Annotated in this window: 15 protein-coding genes and 1 riboswitch; of the genes, 6 read left to right on the forward strand and 9 right to left on the reverse strand. The window is 62.4% G+C overall.

Annotated features, from left to right (window positions below):
• Window positions 1-42: 42 nt before the first annotated feature.
• Together ACFHWW_RS30640 and ACFHWW_RS30645 are read right to left on the reverse strand one after the other, a co-directional pair.
• Window positions 43-852 (reverse strand): ABC transporter ATP-binding protein, encoded by an 810-nt coding sequence (locus ACFHWW_RS30640; protein WP_100673109.1) that lies wholly within the window; start codon window positions 850-852, stop codon window positions 43-45.
• Window positions 853-863: 11 nt separating this feature from the next.
• Window positions 864-2,003 (reverse strand): MlaE family lipid ABC transporter permease subunit, encoded by a 1,140-nt coding sequence (locus tag ACFHWW_RS30645; protein WP_379943006.1) that lies wholly within the window; start codon window positions 2,001-2,003, stop codon window positions 864-866.
• 185 nt (window positions 2,004-2,188) lie between these two features.
• On the opposite strand from ACFHWW_RS30645, the gene dgcA reads away from it, so the two are divergent.
• Complete coding sequence (dgcA, locus tag ACFHWW_RS30650; RefSeq protein WP_379943008.1) at window positions 2,189-3,172, forward strand: N-acetyl-D-Glu racemase DgcA; 984 nt, start codon at window positions 2,189-2,191, stop codon at window positions 3,170-3,172.
• Here dgcA and ACFHWW_RS30655 read toward each other — a convergent pair.
• Complete coding sequence (locus tag ACFHWW_RS30655; protein WP_379943010.1) at window positions 3,124-4,347, reverse strand: MFS transporter; 1,224 nt, start codon at window positions 4,345-4,347, stop codon at window positions 3,124-3,126. The genes dgcA and ACFHWW_RS30655 overlap by 49 nt on opposite strands.
• Window positions 4,348-4,484: 137 nt before the next feature.
• On the reverse strand, window positions 4,485-5,330 hold the full coding sequence (locus ACFHWW_RS30660; protein WP_275597831.1) for a UDP-2,3-diacylglucosamine diphosphatase: 846 nt from the start codon (window positions 5,328-5,330) through the stop codon (window positions 4,485-4,487).
• Between the two features lie 244 nt (window positions 5,331-5,574).
• Here ACFHWW_RS30660 and ACFHWW_RS30665 point away from each other — a divergent pair, with 244 nt between their 5' ends.
• From ACFHWW_RS30665 to ACFHWW_RS30680, 4 genes are all read left to right on the forward strand, one after another.
• Window positions 5,575-7,887 (forward strand): NADP-dependent malic enzyme, encoded by a 2,313-nt coding sequence (locus tag ACFHWW_RS30665; protein WP_100673238.1) that lies wholly within the window; start codon window positions 5,575-5,577, stop codon window positions 7,885-7,887.
• Window positions 7,888-8,092: 205 nt separating this feature from the next.
• Complete coding sequence (locus ACFHWW_RS30670; protein ID WP_018095134.1) at window positions 8,093-8,830, forward strand: LuxR C-terminal-related transcriptional regulator; 738 nt, start codon at window positions 8,093-8,095, stop codon at window positions 8,828-8,830.
• A 155-nt stretch (window positions 8,831-8,985) separates the two neighbouring features.
• Window positions 8,986-9,630 carry an acyl-homoserine-lactone synthase gene (locus ACFHWW_RS30675; RefSeq protein WP_003534106.1) on the forward strand — a complete coding sequence of 215 codons (645 nt, stop codon included), beginning with the start codon at window positions 8,986-8,988 and terminating at the stop codon, window positions 9,628-9,630.
• A gap of 166 nt (window positions 9,631-9,796) precedes the next feature.
• On the forward strand, window positions 9,797-10,924 hold the full coding sequence (locus ACFHWW_RS30680; protein WP_338282889.1) for a DUF2865 domain-containing protein: 1,128 nt from the start codon (window positions 9,797-9,799) through the stop codon (window positions 10,922-10,924).
• An 803-nt stretch (window positions 10,925-11,727) separates the two neighbouring features.
• Here ACFHWW_RS30680 and bluB read toward each other — a convergent pair.
• The 3 genes from bluB to ACFHWW_RS30695 all read right to left on the reverse strand — a co-directional run bounded on the left by bluB (window position 11,728) and on the right by ACFHWW_RS30695 (window position 14,786).
• Window positions 11,728-12,411, reverse strand: a complete 684-nt coding sequence (gene bluB / locus ACFHWW_RS30685; protein WP_338283620.1) for a 5,6-dimethylbenzimidazole synthase — start codon at window positions 12,409-12,411, stop codon at window positions 11,728-11,730.
• Window positions 12,412-12,455: 44 nt separating this feature from the next.
• A riboswitch (cobalamin riboswitch) is annotated at window positions 12,456-12,667 on the reverse strand.
• A 40-nt stretch (window positions 12,668-12,707) separates the two neighbouring features.
• Window positions 12,708-13,529: an SDR family oxidoreductase gene (locus ACFHWW_RS30690; protein WP_379943012.1), complete on the reverse strand. Its 822-nt coding sequence runs from the start codon at window positions 13,527-13,529 to the stop codon at window positions 12,708-12,710.
• Window positions 13,530-13,592: 63 nt separating this feature from the next.
• The gene (locus tag ACFHWW_RS30695; RefSeq protein ID WP_379943013.1) at window positions 13,593-14,786 is read right to left on the reverse strand and encodes a phytanoyl-CoA dioxygenase family protein; all 1,194 of its coding nucleotides are present in this window, start codon (window positions 14,784-14,786) and stop codon (window positions 13,593-13,595) included.
• Between the two features lie 97 nt (window positions 14,787-14,883).
• Between ACFHWW_RS30695 and ACFHWW_RS30700 the strand changes: the two genes are divergently transcribed.
• A complete protein-coding gene (locus tag ACFHWW_RS30700; protein ID WP_338283615.1) occupies window positions 14,884-15,906 on the forward strand; it encodes a LacI family DNA-binding transcriptional regulator in 1,023 nt (340 codons plus the stop codon).
• A gap of 9 nt (window positions 15,907-15,915) precedes the next feature.
• Here ACFHWW_RS30700 and ACFHWW_RS30705 read toward each other — a convergent pair whose 3' ends face one another.
• Both ACFHWW_RS30705 and ACFHWW_RS30710 read right to left on the reverse strand, forming a co-directional pair.
• Window positions 15,916-16,743: a TolB family protein gene (locus ACFHWW_RS30705; protein ID WP_338283614.1), complete on the reverse strand. Its 828-nt coding sequence runs from the start codon at window positions 16,741-16,743 to the stop codon at window positions 15,916-15,918.
• Between the two features lies 1 nt (window position 16,744).
• Window positions 16,745-18,427, reverse strand: coding sequence for an NAD+ synthase (locus ACFHWW_RS30710; RefSeq protein WP_100673097.1), 1,683 nt, complete (start codon window positions 18,425-18,427; stop codon window positions 16,745-16,747).
• Window positions 18,428-18,623: the final 196 nt, after the last annotated feature.

The following is an 18,623-nucleotide window of genomic DNA, read 5'->3' on the forward strand; positions in this document are numbered from 1 at the left end:
GAGCAGGCTTGCTGTAGCTCCCCCGCCTCCCGCATTCCCGTCTCAATCCTGCTCGCGCACGATCGCCCTTGCGCGCTTGCCCCGGAAATAAGACTTCACCCAGGGCTCGTCACAGGCGAGCATATCCTCGATGGTGCCTTCGACGAGAACGCGCTTGTTGCCGAGCACCGCGATCCGGTCACAGACCGAAAACAGGCTGTCCAGATCGTGCGTCACCATATACACGGTCAATCCAAGCGTGTCCCGCAGCTTGGCGATCAACTCGTCGAACTCCGCGGCCCCGATCGGATCGAGTCCGGATGTCGGCTCATCGAGAAAGACGAGATCGGGATCGAGCGCAAGCGCGCGCGCAAGCGCCGCGCGCTTGATCATGCCGCCGGAAAGCTCCGAGGGGTATTTCTCCGCGGCCTCCGGTGCGAGGCCGACCAGTTCGATTTTCAGGCGCGCGAGTTCGTCCATCAGGTCCTGCGGCAGATCCAGATATTCGCGCATCGGCACCTGGATGTTCTCACGCACCGTCAGGGCCGAGAAAAGCGCGCCGTGCTGGAACAGCACTCCGAGGCGCATATCGAGTGCGATGCGCTCGGCCTCGCCCATTTTGTCGTAGTCGGCGCCTAGAATTTCGATCGTGCCGGAACGCTTGGGCAGAAGCCGAAGGACCGTGCGCATCAGTACGGACTTCCCGGTACCCGAGGCGCCGACGAAGCCGAGGATTTCACCACGCAGCACTTCGAGATTGAGATTGTCGAGAACCACATGGTCTCCGAAGCCGACGGTCAGATCGCGCACGGAGAGAACCGCCTCTCGCTTCTCCCCCGCATCCGCTTGCTTTTCGATGACCGCTTGAACCATGTTCGCCTACCTCAGAAATCGATTGCCGCGTAGAACATGGCGAACAATCCGTCGATCAGAATCACGACGAATATCGATTTGACGACGGAGGAGGTCACACGCCGCCCGAGCGACTCGGCGCTGCCGCCGACCTTCAGTCCCTCGACTGCGGCAACGACGCCGATGATCAAGGCCATGAAGGGGGCCTTGATCATACCGGCCGCGACCGAGGAGAAATCGACAGCTTCCTGCAGCCGCGCCAAAAAGGTCGGGATCGTGATGTCGGAATAGGCCCATGCCACCATGGCGGCGCCGGCAAGGGCGGCGAAGTTCGCAATGATCGTCAGGAGCGGCAAGACAATCGTCAGCGCCACGAGACGCGGAAAGACGAGAACGCCGACCGGACTCAAGCCCATGACCTTGAGCGCGTCGACCTCTTCGCGCATCTTCATGGAGCCGATCTCGGCGGTAATCGCGCTGCCCGACCGACCGGCGATCATGATCGCGGTCAGCAACACGCCGATCTCGCGCAATTGCAGGATGCCGACGAGATCGACGACGAAAATTTCCGCTCCGAAAGAACGGAGCTGGAACGCTCCCTGTTGCGCGATGATGGCGCCGATCAGGAACGACATCAGGGTGATAATGGGCGTCGCCATGACGCCCATGCGGTCGATCTGATGGACGATCGCAGCAGGCGAAACGCCCGCGTGACGCCCGAGCTTCATCTGCGCGCCGCGTACCGCAGACCCCAGGATGTACATGGCCGCTACCGTGTCGGTCCAGATGGAGACCGTCAGCTCACCCACGGGCGTAAACAGCCGCTGAAAAAGCGGCATTCTGGTACCACTCTCTTCCGGGCTGCGCAGTTGCTTCGGCAGTGCGCGGACCAGTTCGGCATAACGCTCGCCGCCCGTGAACCGAACGTCGTCGGCTGCCTCGTGCATGAAGCGGCGAATGATCCATGCACCGGCCGTGTCCATCGCGGTGATGCCGGAGAAGTCAAACTCGCTCTGCCCATCGGAGGGCCTTTCAAGCCGCTTCAGCTTGGCGGCCATCTCCTCCGCGGTCTCGTGCCGCCAGTCGCCGCTGAACACATAGCGCCGACCGTTTCCGGCGGCGCCCTCATCGACGACGACGTCGGCAGCGGTCTCTGTTTGGGCACGCGTCACGTGATATCGGTCTTTCAGTTCGTTCTCCGCATAGTCTCTTAAACCAGAATCGATTTGATGACAAAATCATGCGGGAATTCAAAGTCGTACAGTGCCCTTGGTGCGACAGAAATGACACAATGGGCCGGAAGCTTCGCGAAAGTCCGCCGTCCGCGGTCCGGAGCGTATGAAGTCAAGGGGTCCCTATGCCGATTTCTCTTACAGCCACCGTCGAACATTTCCCGATCGCCGGGGCTTTCACCATTTCGCGCGGCTCGAAAACCACGGCAAGCGTCGTCACCTGTCGCGTTACCGACGGCGAGCTATCGGGTTGGGGCGAGTGCGTTCCCTATGCCCGCTACGGCGAATCGGTCGAGTCGGTGCTGAGCGCCATCGAGACCGTACGACCGCTCATCGAAGAGGGTATGACACGCACCGACCTGCAGAAGGCGATGAAGGCCGGCGCCGCTCGAAACGCGGTCGACTGCGCCCTGTGGGATCTCGAGGCAAAGCGCAGTGGAAGCTCCGCTGCCGCGCTCGCCGGAATAGCCGGGCCGACGCCTTTGACCACCGCCTACACCTTATCGCTCGGCGAACCGGAGGAGATGAGGGCCCAGGCCGCGAAACACGCCCATCGCGCGCTTCTCAAGGTGAAAGTCGGAACGGCAGACGACACGGCGCGCATTCGCGCCGTCAGGACCGGCGCGCCGGCGAGCCGCATCATTCTCGACGCCAATGAGGGATGGACGGCAGCCAACCTTACGGCCCATTTCACCGCCTGCGCCGAGAACGGCATCAGCCTCATCGAACAGCCGCTGCCGGCCGGCCGCGACGAGATACTCGCCTCCCTGCCCCGCCCCGTACCCGTCTGCGCCGACGAAAGCGTGCATGCCACGGAGGACCTCGAAAGGCTCGTCGGCCGCTACGATGCGGTCAACATCAAGCTCGACAAGACCGGAGGGCTGACCGAGGCCCTGCGCATGCGCGCTGCAGCCGAAGCCCTCGGTCTGAAGATCATGGTCGGCTGCATGGTCGGCAGTTCGCTCGCCATGGCGCCGGCGGTGCTTGTCGCGCAGGGCGCGGATTTCGTGGATCTCGACGGACCGCTGCTGCTTTCGAAAGACCGCACGCCGGGCCTTCGCTACGAGGTCTCGCTCGTCTTTCCGCCGGAAGCCAGCCTCTGGGGCTGAAGATACCAGCCGAGGAAAGTGAAAAGGCAGCCGGAAAGCGCGACCACCGACATGGAGTAGAAGCCGTCGACGCCGAACCAGGCGTAGAAATAGCCCGACAGAAAGGTGAAGATCGCCGTGAAGATGCCGGTGTAGAAAAAGTAAAGCCCCTGCGCCGACGCCTCCTGCTCCTCCGCGACACGCTCGACCAGCTTGTGCTGCATGCCCGTATGCATGATCGCATAGGTGAAGGCGTGGAAGCACTGCAGAACGAAATAGCCCGAGAAGCCGAGATCCATCGGAAAAATCAGCCAGCGCACGACCGCGAGCAGGCAGCCGGAGAAAATCATCGTCCAGACGCTGAACCGGCGGACGATCGCCCTGGCAAGGAAGAACATCAGCACTTCCGCTGCGACGCCGGCACTCCAGAGAATGCCGATCTGCGTGCCGCTGTAGCCTATATGCTGCCAGTAGATGGCAGAGAAGGCGAAGAGCATCGCATGGCTGCTGTTGACCAGCGTCACGCCGACCAAAAGCAGTTGCAGGTCCGCCTGGCGCAGCGATTGCGGCGGCGGCTCGGTGATTGCGGTAATCGGTGATGGCCTGCGCGGACGGCCGACACGCGGCGCGGCCACCGCCAACAGTATGGTGAGCGCGAAGCCTGCCGCCATTGCGGGCAGGACCATCTGCCCGCCGACGACTCCGATCAGCCAGCCACCCAGCATCGTCGCCCCGATAAAGGCGACCGATCCCCAGACACGCATCTGCGCATAGTCGAATCCCCAGCGCCGCACGCCCGAAAGTGCTATCGCCTCAACGATCGGCACATAGGGCGAATAAACCGCCGATTGCAGCGTGTAGATGACGAGCACCGGCCAGAAGCTCTGCGCATAGAAAAGAACGATTGCCCCGGCGAAGGACAGGATGCCCGACCAGATCAGGACGATCGCCCGCTCCCCGATTCGGTCTGCGAGAACGCCCGCCAGCGGTGCGGTGATCACCCGGACGAACATCGGAACTGCAAGCACTATGCCGATTTCGAAGTCGCTGAGCGACAGGCTGCTCAGCCAGACCGGAAAGTACGGCATCGCGAAACCGTTGACGATCAGCGGCGCTGAGAAGAGAAGCGCGATGCGGAGTGCGAAATGGCGCGGCGGGGGCCCCGCGACGAATGCGGGAGCAGATGACGGAATCATGGAGGGACCTGATGGCTGTGGGCCACCATTAACACAACCGCGCGTGTGTTTGCCATCGGCTCGTCGTCACCGCGGACGCTTGTCCACCGGAACGATAGTCAGACCCTTCCGCGGCTTTTCCTTGCCCCGCAAATCACTCAGGCGGCCTGCGGTGCAAGCCGCCTGACGGGCATTGTCTCGGCCTCGCCGGCTCGCTGCCCAGCGGCGCTGTCGCCGCGCATCTGGTGCCAGGTGATGAGCTCCATCGTGCCGTCGTGATGCTCGGCGATTGCCGTGCAGCTCTCCACCCAGTCGCCCGTGTTGATGTACCTGATGCCGTCGATGTCTTCGATGACCGCATGATGGATGTGGCCGCAGATCACCCCTTGCGCGTCGTGACGACGGGCTTCCTCGGTCACGACTTTCTGGAACTCGCCAATGAAGTTCACCGCGTGTTTGACCTGCAGCTTGGCCCAGGAGGAAAACGACCAGTAAGGCATGTCGAGACGACGACGTATGGCCGCAAGGCCAATATTGATGGCGATTGCCATGTCGTAGGCCCAGTCGCCGAGATAGGCGAGAACGCGTGCGTTGCGCACGACCACGTCGAACTCGTCGCCGTGCAGCACGAGATAGGTCCGCCCGTCCGCGCCCTTGTGAAGATAGCGCTGCGCCACTTCGATACCGCCGAAATGAACGCCCGGAAACTCCCGGAGGAACTCGTCGTGATTACCGGGGATGTAGATGATGCGCGTGCCTTTTCGTGCCTTGCGCAGAAGCTTCTGGACCACGTCGTTGCACGATTGCGGCCAGTACCAGCTGCGTTTGAGACGCCAGCCGTCCACGATATCGCCGACCAGAATGATCGTCTCCGCCTCATGGTGCCGCAGGAAATCCAGAAGAAAGTCCGTCTTGGCCGCTTTCGAGCCCAGATGAACATCGGAAATGAAAAGCGTCCGCAGTTTCAGAACGGAATTCTGTTGGTATGCCGATGCCGCCGCCATGCCAGCCTCATCCTGGTTAGCCGTTTCACGACCGTCAAAATCAGACTCGTGTTTCAGGAAGATGACATGGGACACGGAGCACGCAGCAAGCGCCGCGTAACCATGGCTGGAAAGAACCGCGTCGAAACTGTACCTGCCGGGCGATTCATGCCAAAAGGCACGACATCGATCAGCACCGGACGTGAACGCGATTTCCTGAACCGCGCTCTCGGGTCCCACGCAAGAATTCAAGGAATGCAAAGGCATGAACACGGGCGATAAAGCGAAATCCCAGGCCGTTCCCGCCAGCGGAGACATCGATCAGCAGGCACTCTTCTTCCATCGCTATCCTCGCCCCGGCAAGCTCGAGATTCAGCCGACCAAGCCACTCGGGAATCAGCGCGACCTGGCGCTCGCCTATTCGCCGGGGGTCGCCGCACCTTGCCTCGCGATCAAGGACAATCCCGAGACCGCCGCCGATTTCACCGCCCGCGCCAATCTCGTCGCCGTGGTATCCAACGGCACAGCCGTTCTCGGCCTTGGCAATATCGGTCCCCTCGCCTCCAAACCCGTGATGGAAGGGAAGGCCGTTCTCTTCAAGAAGTTCGCGGGGATCGACGTCTTCGACATCGAGATCGACGCACCGACGGTCGATCGGATGGTCGACGTCATCTCGGCGCTGGAGCCGACCTTCGGCGGCATCAATCTCGAGGACATCAAAGCTCCCGAATGTTTCGAGGTGGAGCGGCGTCTGCGCGAGAAAATGGAAATACCGGTCTTCCACGACGACCAGCACGGGACCGCGATCATCGTCGCTGCCGCCGTCCTGAACGGCCTGGAACTTGCCGGCAAGGACATTGCCGAGGCCAAGATCGTAGCCTCGGGTGCCGGGGCGGCGGCGCTCGCCTGTCTCAACCTCCTCGTCACGCTGGGCGCCAAGCGGGAAAACATCTGGGTCCACGACATCGAAGGTCTCGTCTACAAGGGGCGCGAGGCCCTGATGGACGAGTGGAAAGCCGTCTATGCGCAGGAGAGCGACAATCGTGTGCTCGCCGACAGCATCGGCGGAGCCGACGTGTTTCTGGGGCTCTCGGCCGCCGGCGTTCTCAAGCCTGAACTGTTGGCCCGGATGGCCGAAAAGCCACTGATCATGGCGCTGGCCAATCCTACGCCGGAGATCATGCCCGAAGTGGCCCGCGCCGCGCGCCCCGATGCCATGATCTGCACCGGACGCTCGGATTTTCCGAACCAGGTCAACAATGTCCTCTGTTTCCCGCATATCTTCCGTGGCGCGCTCGATTGCGGCGCACGCACCATCAACGAAGAGATGAAGATGGCGGCCGTGCGCGCTATAGCAGGCCTTGCCCGCGAGGAGCCGTCGGATGTCGCCGCGCGCGCCTATTCCGGCGAAACGCCCGTCTTCGGCCCCGATTACCTGATCCCTTCGCCTTTCGATCAGCGGCTGATCCTGCGGATTGCGCCGGCCGTGGCAAAGGCTGCAGCCGAAAGCGGCGTCGCCACGCGTCCGATCCAGGACTTCGACGCCTATCTCGACAAGCTCAACCGTTTCGTCTTCCGCTCCGGCTTCATTATGAAACCGGTCTTTGCTGCGGCGAAGAATGCGACGAAGAACCGCGTCATCTTCGCCGAGGGCGAAGATGAGCGGGTGCTGCGGGCCGCCCAGGTTCTGCTGGAGGAAGGCACAGCCAAGCCGATCCTGATCGGCCGCCCGCAAATCATCGAGACCCGACTGCGGCGCTACGGCCTCAGAATCCGCCCCGACGTCGATTTCGAGGTCGTCAATCCCGAGGGCGACCCGCGCTATCGCGACTATGTCGATGATTATTTCGCCCTCGTCGGGCGGCTCGGCGTCATTCCCGAGGCGGCCCGCACGATCGTGCGCACGAATACGACGGTCATCGGTGCGCTCGCCGTCAAACGCGGCGAGGCGGACGCGCTGATCTGCGGGGTCGAGGGACGCTACAGCAAGCATTTGCGCGATGTATCGCAGATCATCGGCAAGCGTCCGGGCGTACTCGACTTCTCGGCGCTCAGCCTCCTGATCTCACAACGCGGCGCGACCTTCTTTACCGATACCTATGTGAGCTTCAGCCCGAGCGCGGAGGAGATCGCTCAGACGACGGTAATGGCTGCAAACGAAATCCGCCGCTTCGGCATCACGCCGCGTGCCGCCCTCGTCTCCCATTCGAACTTCGGCTCGCGCGATTCCGAGAGCGCTTTCAAGATGCGCACCGCACTGCAGCTCGTGCGCGAGCTAGCCCCCGATCTGGAGGTGGACGGAGAAATGCATGGCGATTCCGCCATCTCCGAGGTCCTGCGCCAACGCGTGATGCCGGACAGCACGCTGAACGGCGAAGCGAATCTGCTCGTCTTCCCCAATCTCGATGCCGCCAACATCACGCTCGGCGTGGTCAAAACCATGACGGACAGCCTGCATGTCGGCCCGATCCTTCTGGGCTCGGCGCTGCCGGCGCATATCCTGTCGCCGTCCGTTACCTCGCGCGGCGTCGTCAATATGGCGGCGCTGGCCGTCGTCGAATCGAGCCATCCCGTCTGAGGGATGGCGCGCCTCCTCATTGGCGATGGAGGGCCGAAAGCGCTGTTTCCAGGGGAGCCGGCGCGGCCGCGCTAGCGATATCAGGCTCAAACTCAACTTATGATTGTATAGACCGGATTACTGCACCGTTTATGAAATATTGCACTAGACAAAACCGGCCGCCGTAAACCATGTTTATTATAGGGGCAAGTTTCGGTGTTACGGCATGACTAATCAACAAGCTGTCCTCAATTTGCTGGATATCGTGGAATATGGAGGTTGCGCCGACCCCGAGCGCTTCTTCGCCTTGATGCGAAGAACCTTCAACATCTCGCATCTCCTGTATCTGGAGGCGGAGTCGCTTCCGGATGGTCTGAGAATCTGCCGCCTGCATCACACTTTCGGCGCCTACGCCGCTGAAATCTACGCCGCCAGGGAGCTTTACAGGATCGACCCGATCCTCAAGCTTGCGCTAGGCGGTGTCAGGCCCGTGGAATGGGCGACAGCGCGGCGCCGCTTTCCGGAATGCGAGCCCCTCTTCGAGGCGGCCGAGGAGATCGGGCTTTCCACCGAAGGCGTGGCCTTGCCGCTCCCCTCGCCTGCAGGCCGCATGGCGCTCCTCGCAATCGGTGCCAATATGTCGCCGGTCGAGTGGTCCGCCTATCGCCGTTGCCATCTGCGCGATTTCCAGCTCGCTGCCAACCTGTTCCACGCCTCCATGCTCGAACATTCGGCCATGGCCGGGGCGCTCGACGAGCGCGATCTCCGCCTGACCGGGCGGGAAACCGAAGTGCTCACCTGGTCGGCGGCCGGCAAGAGTTACTGGGAGATTGCAACTATTCTCGGGATATCCGAGCGAACCGTGCGTTTCTTCATGACCAATGCCCGCCGCAAACTCAATGTAGTGTCCAACACGCAAGCCGTAGCGCACGCTGTTCGACACGCTCTGATCCCCACCATCTGACGGGTTGCCGGCCCGGGACAGGACCGGCCACTCGCAGTTTCCCCCACAAATCTATTGGGAAAAAACAAGAAAATAAACTGTCACTATAGACAGTTACATATGTCATCCGAGCCTGACAGCATCGCTACATCGCGTAATCACGCATGGAGCGAAAAATGATCAGGATAGTGAACGGAAACGGTCGCAGCCAGCATCCCCAGGCCATCGACGAGATGTTCCGGCTGCGTAAGCGCGTATTCCACGACTTTTTGAAGTGGGACGTCAAGACTGAAGGGGACTGGGAAATCGACCACTACGACAAGGCCAATCCGCTCTATGTCATGTCGTACTCGCCGGACACTGGCAAGATTCGTGGCTCCCTCAGGCTCCTTCCGACGCTCGGACCGAATATGCTGGACGATACGTTCCCGATCCTGCTCGGGGACAATCCGGAAATCCGCAGTGCGTCGGTGTGGGAATCGAGCCGCTTCTGCATCGACCCCGAAATTTCCCAGGATCGCGCATCGAACCAGGTCACCATCGCCGCGGCCGAACTGATGTGCGGTGTGGGCGAAATGAGCCTTGCCTCGGGCATCAGCCATATCGTCACGGTCACCGACGTTTTCCTGGAGCGAATGTTCCGCCGCATGGGTTGCCCGGGGGAGCGCATAGCCGACCCGCACAGGATCGGCTCCGTCCATGCGGTCGCCATTGCCTGGGAGGTGAGCAGGAACCTGCTCGAAACGATGAAGGCGGTGGCCTCCATCGAAGGTACCGTCCTCGATCGCCCGATGTCGCTCGAAACGGCACGCGCCGCCTGACCCGATATTCCGGGCCGTGCAGGCGCACGGCCCACAGCTATCCATTCAAGGGCATCGCAAATTAACGCAGATGCCCTCTTCCCGTTGCACCATCTCGACAAGGTCCTATGATGAGGCGGTAAGGCGGCACATCGGCAACGGTCCGCTGCAAGGCAGGAAGAAGCACGTGTCCGCGTCCCCGAAGGTGGCATCCAAGATCCGGCGCATCGCGGCGGTTCTCGTACCGCTCGCGTTGGCGACAACCGGTCCGGCTGCGGCATCCGGCGTTTGCGAACGGCTGAGCGCCCGCCTCGCCGGCCTTCCCACAGGTTTCACGACGAATGCCAGCCTGCGCGATTTCACAGGTGCGGTCTCCCGCCAGAACATCGAGTTGCGACGCGCCAAGAACGATCGCCGCCGAATGGAATGCAGCAGCGACAGCGTCGTCATTATCGGCGGCGATGACGAGGCGGCTTGCGCCGAACTCGACGGCACGATCGCGCGGATGGAGGAAAATCTGCGGCAACTCAAGGCGCAGCGCAGGCATCTGATCGGCGGTGGCGACGACGACGTTCGGCGGCGCATCCTCGCCGCAATGGAACTCAACGGCTGCTCGGGGGTGCGCGAGGCCTGGGATACCGGAAGCGCCGGAGGCGAGTTTGCGAACGCCGCCGCCCGGGAAACGGAGGTTCACCGGAACATCCTGAGGGACCTGCCGCCGGACAGCGATGCCTATCCGCTACTACTCGACGCCCCCGGATCAGAGCTTCCGCTCATGGAGCCCGATTTCGCCGGCAGCCTCAGAACCATGTGCGTGCGAACATGCGATGGCGCCTTCTTTCCCATCTCCTCGCATGCCACGCCGGCGGACTTCGGTCGCGACGCCGATCTCTGCCGCGCGCGCTGCCCGGGTGCGGAGACGGAGCTCTACTACCATGTGCTCGCAACGGAAGAAGCGGACCGGATGGTTTCGGCAACGACCGGCCGACCCTACACCGACCTCCCAACGGCCTTTGCCTACCGGGCGCGCGGTGTCGGCTCACCGGGCATCTGTGGCTGCGGAATTCCGGATTCCGCAACGGATGCCAACAGGCAAAAGACAGGCTCTGCCGGAAAGCTCACCGCCGTCAGCCCATCGGTCATTACCATCGGCAGCGAGAGAAAGGCGCCGCCCAAGCCGATAGAAGAGCGGCCCTACGACCCGACCAAAAACAAGGTCCGCATCGTCGGTCCGACTTTCCTTCCGCAGGAAGAGAGCGCGATCGACCTCAAGCATCCGCTTGGGCCGCGATACCAGCCGCTGCAGGACAATTGACAGGCGCCGTTGCGAGCATTCTGCTGGAATCACGCATATTCTTGATCCAGAGCCCGTTAAGCAGCGACCTTTGCGCGTCCGGTAAGACGCGCGGCGCTGTGGGAAACTTTTCGGAGGACTGCAATCTCTCCTCACCTCATCCCTTGTGCTCGTCACAGGGATGAGGTGAGCGCCGCGTCTGCGGCGCGGGAAGCGTTCTTGCAGCCCAAGGACTTGGTCTGGCTGGATTCCTGTGACAAGCACAGGAATGAGGGACCGGGGATGTGCGGCTACTACATCGAAGCGAAGCGGGACGCTGTATACGGGCGGGAGCTTCCGCGCTCGCTATCTTCACGGTTTATGAAACGCGCCGAGGGGTCGCACCCTCTCGACCCTCATCTCTGTGCTTGTCACAGGGATCCAGCAGCGCCGCGTCGGCGGCGCGGGAAGCGTTCTTTCAGCCCAAGGACTTGGTCTGGCTGGATTCCTGTGACAAGCTCAGGAATGAGGGACCGGGATGTGCGGCCACTACATCGAAGCGGAGCGGGGCGCTGTATACGGGCGTGACCCGGGACCTGTCGTGTCGCCTCGCTATCTTCACGGTTTATGAAGCGCGCCGAGGGACCGCACTCTCTCCTCACCTCATCCCTGTGCTCGTCACAGGGATCCAGCAGCGCCGCGTCTGCGGCGCGGGAAGCGTTCTTTCAGCCCAAGGACTTGGTCTGGCTGGATTCCTGTGACAAGCATAGGAATGAGGGTATCGAACAAGCCGCGTCGGGTATCTAGAATATCAACAGGCCTGAGATCAACCCTAACATCGTGATCTAACGGACACCCCAGCCTTCCTCGAAAACGAGATCTTCGAGCGGCAAGCGCTGCCGCCAGCCCTTCGCGGCGAGTTCCGGCTCTTGGTACAGCTTGTCGACGAAACCCAGGCAAAGCCAGGCAACGATTTCGATATGCTCCGGAATTCCGAGAATCGCCTTGATCTCCCTCTCATGGAAAATGCTGACCCAGCCGACGCCCACTCCCTCGGCGCGTGCGGCAAGCCAGAGGTTCTGGACGGCGCAAACGGTCGAGTACAGATCCATCTGCGGATTATGGGTGCGGCCCAGGACGACCGCTCCGCCGCGCGTCCGGTCGCAGGTCACGCAAATGCTGAGCGGCGCCTTGCGAATGCCTTCGAGCTTCAGCGAGCGATACTTCGCCTGCCTTTCGCCGGAAAACATTTCTGCGGCCTCGTCATTGGCGCGCCGGAATGCCTGCCAGACTTTCTCCCGCGTCTCGTCCCGACGAACGAGCACGAAGTTCCAAGGTTGCATGAAGCCGACGGACGGCGCCTGGTGCGCCGCAGCGAGCAGTCGCGCGACCAGATCCTCAGGCAGTGGTTCGGGCAGGAATTCGTCGCGCACGTCGCGGCGGGTCTCTATGGCACGATAGACGGCGGCGCGCTCGTCCGGCGAAAAAGCTCCGGCCGCCGCAAGGCAGCCGTTCTGGTCAGGCAGCATCGTTCGATCCCCAACAATGCGGAAACCTCCCGCCGTCCGCGCGGGGCCGGTCTATCTCGCCAGGCCGGTCTTCTGACTTCGGATCATCCGTTCGCGCCGCCTTCCCGAATCACGTGAAGATTCAGTGGCAAAGGTCTGAAAAGATTCAGACCAACCTGGCGAGAACGTCCCCGTCACAGCGTTGGGCACGTGCCGGAACTGCACCGGCTTCCCGATTCTCCCGCATTTCGCGGGCACCTGACGGCGGCATATGGCCACAGCTCCCCTCGAAACGCAAGGCGAGCAAGAGGGGAGCTTCAGAGCGGTGCCTCCGGGTGAGGCGAGGCGTCATAGGCACCCCAGATCGACTGATCGAAGCAGATGACGGAACCCGTCATGAGGCCGGATTCTGCCGATGAGAGATAGGCGCAGGCACGCGCGACCTCGGCCGGGTCTACGAGCCTGCCGAAGGGCTGGCTCGCCGCCGCCTTTTCCAGCCAGTTCGCAGGCGCATCGTGATATTCGCGCTGGATCCGGTCTTCGCCTTCCGAGGCCATCCAGCCGATGTTGAGGCCGTTGACCCGTATCCGGTTGCGCAGGACGGCATAGGCGGTGTTCCTGGTCAGCGTCTCCAGCGCCCCCTTCGACGCACAATAGGCTGTGATGAAGGGCTGGCCCGCCTTCGCCGACATGGAACCGATATTGACGATCGTGCCCTCCGTCTTCTCCCGCCGCATCACCTTTATCACCTCCTGCATCAGGAAGAATGGCGCCCGCACATTGACCGCGAACATCCGGTCGAAGAGTTCCGGGCTGGTGTCGAGGATCGTGCCGCGATCCGTGATCGCCGCGGCGTTGACCAGCGCGTCGACACGGCCGAAAGTGCGGTCGCAAGCAGCGACGACCGCACGGGCATCCTCCACCCGCTCGAGATCCGCCGGTACGTAGACGACCTTCGAACCGGTCGCCGCGGCGATCTCGGCAGCATTCGCCTCGCCCTTCGCCGCGTTGCGCCCGCAAATGACGACGCCGGCGGCGCCACGCTCGGCAAAGAGTGCGGCGATAGCGGCACCGAGCCCCTGCGTGCCACCGGTCACGATGGCGATCTTCCCGTCCAAACGGGCGTGGTCCGTGCTCATCCTGTTCCTCCCTTTGATATGTTGGTGAATATGGCTTCGTGACCGTACATTGAGCCAGGTGGTTTAGCTTAGCTTTCTCGCCGCCTGATCGGCCAACGCCTCGGCAAACGCCTCGGCACTCCATTCACCGGCAAGCGCTTCGTGCATCAGCTGCGCCTGCGTCCTGGGCGCCAGACCGCCAACCGGCGGATCACGATCGAGATTGGTCGGGAATGAATAGCCTTCGGCGCACGCGGCAACCGCATGGGCAATTTCGTCCTGCTTGAGCTTGCCGCCGGCCGCAAGGACTTTCAGAGCCGGAAAGAGCACGGCGCACATGTGATCGCGATCCACCGTTTCCATCGCCCTGCCGAAGGCGGAGGATACCTGCAGAAGATTGGCCACACGCTTGATTCCCGCAGACCGGTTGCTGCCCGCGGCGTGGAAAAGTGCCGGGTTGAAGAACACGACATCGCCCTTCTCCAGCGGCAATTGCACATGATTCTCTTCGAAATAGGCGCGGAACTCCGGCCGTCTCAAAGCGAGATATCCAGGCAGATACGTCTGGCTATAGGGCAGGAACAAGGTTGGCCCGCTTTCGACCGGCATGTCGCAATGAGCGACCGCGCCCTGGAGCGTCAGGACCGGCGAGAGCCTGTGCACATGCGCCGGATACTGCTCTATGACGGCCGAGGTCTGGAAGCCCAGATGGTAGTCGCGATGCGGCGATTGAGACGCGCCGCCCGGATTGACGCGATTGACCTGCGCCGTCATCTGGTAGCTCGGACCAAGCCATGCCTCACTGACAAGCGCGATGATGGCGTTGGCGTAGTAGGCGGCGAAATTCTCAGGGTTCTTCAGGCAGTGCTTTTCCAGAGAATTCCAGATCCGGTCGTTGGCGCCGGGCTTGGCGAAATGATCGCCGCCGCCGCTGTTGGTGCGGTGCTGCTCCTCGATGATCTCATCGAAGATGCGGCTCGCTTCATCGACCACATGCGTATCGGTGAAGGCGCGCTTGAAGACCGCGACCCCCGGCCCCGTCGCAAGCACTTCGCAGATCTCCGCAAGCACCGACCGCCTGCCGTCCTGCGTGCCGCAATCACCGATAAGACGGGCGCTGTCATAGATCAGGACGTTCTTCTGGCAGTCTGCCGCGTGCGGATAGTCCGCCAGGCCGACACGGTGCTCGACCGCGGCGCGAAATTCCTCGATATCGCAGGCCGCCTCACTGAGCCAGACGCGTTCCAGACGCGCTCTCGCGGGATTGTCCGTCTTCATCAGTTCTCCTCCTCAAGGACGACGATGATCCGACTATACGGCTTGCCCGCTTCTGATATAGAGCAGGAATCCATCAAAAAGCCATCAGGAGGGATCGGTGGCACATCCGTTTCTCGTCAAGGACATCGCCTTCCAGGCGGGACTCAGTACGGCGACTGTCGATCGCGTCCTCAACGGCCGGAGGGGCGTGCGCCAGCAAACGGTAATGCGCGTCAATGCAGCCATTCGTGAACTCGAGAGGCAGCAGGCCGGCCTTGAGGTACAGGGACGCAAATTTGCCGTCGACGTGGTGATGGAGGCACCGGAACGCTTTACCGAAGCGGTTCGCAAGGCATTCGAAAGCGAAGCCGCGACCTTCATGCCTACCGTTTTCCGGTCCCGCTTCCATTTCGCCGAGACCATGCGGCCGCAGGACATCAGCCAGTTGCTCGACCGTATTCGGCTTCGCGGAACCGACGGAGTAGTCCTCAAGGCGCCCGACGTGCCGGAGATTGCCGGCGCCGTAGCGCGGCTCGAAGAAGCGGGAGTTGCGGTCGTCACGCTCGTTACCGATCTGCCGCATTCATCGCGGACGGCCTATGCGGGGGCTGACAACCGCGCCGCCGGGGAAACCGCAGCCTACCTGATCGGCGAGCGCTTCGCGGACCGTCCTGCGACGGTGCTGGTCACCATATCGAGCAGCCGCTTTCGCGGCGAAGAGGAACGCGAGATCGGCTTTCGCCGCGTGCTGCGGGAAAAATATCCGCATATCGGCGTGATCGAGATCAGCGAGGGCCACGGCAGGAACGAGGAGACAGGCGCACTTGCCCTCAAGGCAATCGGCAGCCATCCGGAGATCAATGCTGTTTATTCGATCGGCGGAGGCAATCCCGCCGTGCTCGACGCCTTCAGACAGTTGCAGCGCGGCTGCCTTCTTTTCGTCGCTCACGACCTCGACGAGGACAATCTGGACCTCCTGCGTCAGGGCCTTGTCCAGTTCGTTCTTCACCACGACCTGAAAACGGACGTCCGCATGGCTTTCCACGCGGTCATGGAGCGCCGGGGCGCGCTGCGCGCCTCCGAAAAGCGGCATCTTTCCGCCGTCGAAGTAATCACCCCTTACAACCTGCCGCGTGTCTGACCCCGCAGGCTATTCCTCCGGCTGATAACGTACGAAGGCAAAGGCGGTGCCCGAGGGCGACCAGTTCGGGACGTTCACCGTCCCCTGCCCGCCGAAGAGTTCGAACAGTACGCGCGCATTGCCGCCGTCCGCATCCATCAGGCGGAGACGCACGTCGAGATCGCGCGGGTGATCGAAGACATCGCCGTCATAGGAGAGCACGAGCAGGTGCCTGCCGTCCGGCGACGGATGCGGAAACCAGTCGCCGTAAGGGCTGTCGGTGATACGCTGTAGATCCGCGCCGTCCGGCCTCACCCGCCAGATCTGCATGCGGCCGGTACGGCTTGAATTGAAATAGATCCACTCCCCGTCCGCAGACCAGTCCGGCCCGTCATTGCGGCCCTGCCCCTGCGTCAGGCGGCGTTCCTCCCCGCCTTCGACCGGGATCGTGTAGATGTCGAAGACCTGATCGCGGATTCCGCAATAGGCCAGCATGCGCCCGTCGGGCGACCAACCGTGCCAGTAGGACGGCAGGTTGCGTGTGACGAGCCGCGGCGTGCCGCCTTCTGCCGGCAGGAGATAGATTGCCGAACTGCCGAATTCCGTCTTGTCGCTGATCACGAGCGTGCTGCCGTCGGGCGAAATCCCGTGATCGTTGTTGCAGCGCCGGGCAAAGCCGGTATCGATCTCCGTGGGCTCGGAACCGTCGAAGCCAAGCCGATAAAGCCTGCCGTCGCCGTTGATGATGAGGAATTTTCCGTCGGGTGACCAGTTCGGTGCCTCGACCAGCCGCTCCGTCTGCCAGACGACGCGCGTCTCGCCGGTCGCGATGTCGAAGATCTCCACCGAACTGCGCATGCTACCCCCTGTCGCGGAAGCGGTTGGTGATCGGATAACGCCGGTCGCGGCCGAAATTCTTCCTGGTGATCTTCACGCCCGGCGCCGACTGGCGGCGCTTGTATTCAGCGATGTAGAGCAGGTGCTCGATCCGGTGAACGGTTGCCTCTTCATGCCCGCGCGCGACGATCTCCTCCGTGCTCATTTCCTTCTCGACCAGGCATTCGAGAATGTCGTCCAGCACCGGATAAGGCGGCAGCGAATCCTGATCCGTCTGGTCGGGGCGGAGTTCGGCCGACGGCGCCTTGTCGATGATGTTCTGCGGAATGACTTCGCCAGACGGGCCCAGCGCTCCCGGCGGAACGGTGCCGTTTCGCCAGCGTGCCAGCGCGTAAACCTGCATCTTGTAGAGATCCTTGATCGGATTGAAGCCGCCGTTCATGTCGCCGTAAAGCGTAGCGTAACCGACCGACATTTCGGATTTGTTGCCCGTCGTCACCACCATGGAGCCGAATTTGTTGGATATCGCCATCAGGATCGTCCCGCGCGTACGGCTCTGAAGGTTTTCCTCGGTAATGCCCGCCTCGGTTCCCTCGAACATGTCGGAGAGCGCGCTGAGGAAGCCCTCGACCGGCTCTTCGATCGCAACGATGTCGTAGCGGCAGCCGAGCGCCTTGGCGCATGCCTCGGCATCCTGCAACGACTCGCGCGAGGTGTAGCGGTAGGGCAGCATGACCGTGCGAACCCGCTCCTCGCCCAACGCATCCACCGCAAGCGCCGTGCAGATCGCCGAATCGATGCCGCCGGACAGGCCGAGAACGACGTTCCTGAAGCCGTTCTTGTTGACGTAATCGCGAAAGCCCAGCATGCAGGCGCGGTAATCCGCCTCTTCGCCTTCCGGTATGCGCGACTTGAGCCCGTTGGTCGAGGTCCAGCCGCCCGCGCCCCTTTTCCATTCGGAGACGGCCACCGCCTCTTCGAATTGGCTCATCTGGAATGCCAGCGACTTGTCCGCGTTGAAGGCGAAACTCGCGCCGTCGAAAACCAGCTCGTCCTGGCCGCCGAGCTGGTTGGCATAGATCATCGGCAGACCGGTCTCGATCACCTGCCGCAGCACCACCTGATGGCGCACGTCGACCTTGCCTCGGTAGTAGGGCGAACCGTTCGGTGACAGGAGAATTTCGGCGCCACTCTCCGCGAGGGTCTCGCAGACGCCGAGATCGCCCCATATGTCCTCGCACACCGGTATGCCGATCCGCACGCCGCGAAAGTTCACCGGGCCCGGCATCTCACCCGCGTCGAAGACGCGCTTTTCGTCGAATTCGCCGTAGTTCGGCAAGTCGACCTTGTCGCGGATGGCGATGATCGTCCCAGCGTCGAGAACTGCAACGGAATTGTGCCGGAGGCCGGCGGCCTGCCGCGGAAAGCCGATAACCACGCCCGGCCCGCCATCTGCCGTCTCCGCCGCAAGCTTCTCCACCGCCTGCTCGCAGGCCTTCAGGAAAGCGGGCTTCAAGACGAGGTCTTCCGGCGGATAGCCGGAGATGAAGAGCTCGGTCAGAAGCAGGAGATCGGCGCCTTCGCGCGCCGCCGCCGTTCGCGCCTCGCGTGCTTTCGCGACGTTGCCGGCAATGTCTCCGACCGTGGGATTGAGCTGTGCCACGGCGATCCGTAGCGTTGAGGGAGCGGCTTTCTGTGCAGTCATGAGCGGGCCCGTCGTCTCTCGTCAGCGAATGCATGTGTCGTTCGCGCTGTTCTTACCGCATCCGGGAGAAAAAAACCCGCACTCAATCGAGATCCGGCTGAAAAAATCCGAAAAGCTTCGTGTTTTCGGACCGTTAAGCGCAGCGCAGAAATTCTTTAGCCGCCACAGGAACCTGGCAGCGGCGGCGCCGTTTCCG

It is taken from the genome of Sinorhizobium sp. P24N7 (assembly GCF_042436655.1).
Taxonomy (GTDB): Bacteria; Pseudomonadota; Alphaproteobacteria; order Rhizobiales; family Rhizobiaceae; genus Sinorhizobium; species Sinorhizobium meliloti_A.

Coding starts and splice junctions, on each gene's coding strand:
- dgcA (WP_379943008.1), top strand. CDS start 2,189: ATGCCGATTTCTCTTACAGCCACCGTCGAACATTTCCCGATCGCCGGG.
- ACFHWW_RS30670 (WP_018095134.1), top strand. CDS start 8,093: ATGACTAATCAACAAGCTGTCCTCAATTTGCTGGATATCGTGGAATAT.
- ACFHWW_RS30695 (WP_379943013.1), bottom strand. CDS start 14,786: ATGAAGACGGACAATCCCGCGAGAGCGCGTCTGGAACGCGTCTGGCTC.
- ACFHWW_RS30705 (WP_338283614.1), bottom strand. CDS start 16,743: ATGCGCAGTTCGGTGGAGATCTTCGACATCGCGACCGGCGAGACGCGC.
- ACFHWW_RS30655 (WP_379943010.1), bottom strand. CDS start 4,347: ATGATTCCGTCATCTGCTCCCGCATTCGTCGCGGGGCCCCCGCCGCGC.
- ACFHWW_RS30710 (WP_100673097.1), bottom strand. CDS start 18,427: ATGACTGCACAGAAAGCCGCTCCCTCAACGCTACGGATCGCCGTGGCA.
- ACFHWW_RS30640 (WP_100673109.1), bottom strand. CDS start 852: ATGGTTCAAGCGGTCATCGAAAAGCAAGCGGATGCGGGGGAGAAGCGA.
- ACFHWW_RS30675 (WP_003534106.1), top strand. CDS start 8,986: ATGATCAGGATAGTGAACGGAAACGGTCGCAGCCAGCATCCCCAGGCC.
- ACFHWW_RS30665 (WP_100673238.1), top strand. CDS start 5,575: ATGAACACGGGCGATAAAGCGAAATCCCAGGCCGTTCCCGCCAGCGGA.
- bluB (WP_338283620.1), bottom strand. CDS start 12,411: ATGCTGCCTGACCAGAACGGCTGCCTTGCGGCGGCCGGAGCTTTTTCG.
- ACFHWW_RS30690 (WP_379943012.1), bottom strand. CDS start 13,529: ATGAGCACGGACCACGCCCGTTTGGACGGGAAGATCGCCATCGTGACC.
- ACFHWW_RS30660 (WP_275597831.1), bottom strand. CDS start 5,330: ATGGCGGCGGCATCGGCATACCAACAGAATTCCGTTCTGAAACTGCGG.